Here is a 733-nt window from a genome sequence, read left to right on the forward strand (position 1 = left end):
CACTGGATCGAAGCGACCTATCATCGCCGCCGCCGACAGCGGAGGCTGGGTAAGCTGACTCCGGTCGAATACGAGACCGTTCACAAGGATGCCGTCGCCCTGGCGGCATAAGCCCGACGGTCAACCGCACCTTCAGCAGACCCGACGGTCAAGCTCCTGCCAGCCTCGTCCCGGGGCGCGTCACCAACGTCCTGCCCTCCTACACCTAGGCTGACCAGTTCGGTCAGTCGCTTCGGCACTCCGCGGCTAAGCGAGGCGATGACTTCCTGCAGCTGCTTCTTGCCCTCGAGCCGTGAAGGGTTGCGGTAGGCGGCCACGATCTTCTGGTAGATGCTCCAGGTCGCTTCCACCTCGACATGGTCATCACTGGTGAATACCTTCTCCAGGCGGTGGTGTTGGCGCTCGGTGAGCAGCCCGGCACCGGTGCGCAGGGTTCGGCGTGCCCTGTAGAGCGGATCCCCAGAGCGTCCCCGGTGGCCCAGGGTCTCGCGCTGGACTCGTTGCCGGGCCCGGTCCAGCGCGTCACCTGCCAAAGCCACGACGTGAAATGGATCCATCACCGCCACTGCTTCGGGCAGTTCTTCAGCGGCGGCGGTTTTGAAGCCGGTGAAACCATCCATGGCCACCACCTTGATCTCGTCGCGGAAGGCCTTGGTCTGGTCATCGAGCCAGGTCTTGAAGACCTTCTTGGATCGGCCCGGGACCATGTCCAGCAACCGGGAAGGGCCAGTGC

At 64.3% G+C, this 733-nt stretch carries 1 pseudogene; it reads right to left on the minus strand.

The features are described from left to right. Window positions 1-203 precede the first annotated feature (203 nt). Window positions 204-733: pseudogene (locus tag IEW85_RS14230) on the minus strand (ISL3 family transposase); the annotation flags it as partial.

Origin of the sequence: Nesterenkonia cremea (genome assembly GCF_014642675.1) — a bacterium.
In the GTDB taxonomy this organism is placed as follows: domain Bacteria; phylum Actinomycetota; class Actinomycetes; order Actinomycetales; family Micrococcaceae; genus Nesterenkonia; species Nesterenkonia cremea.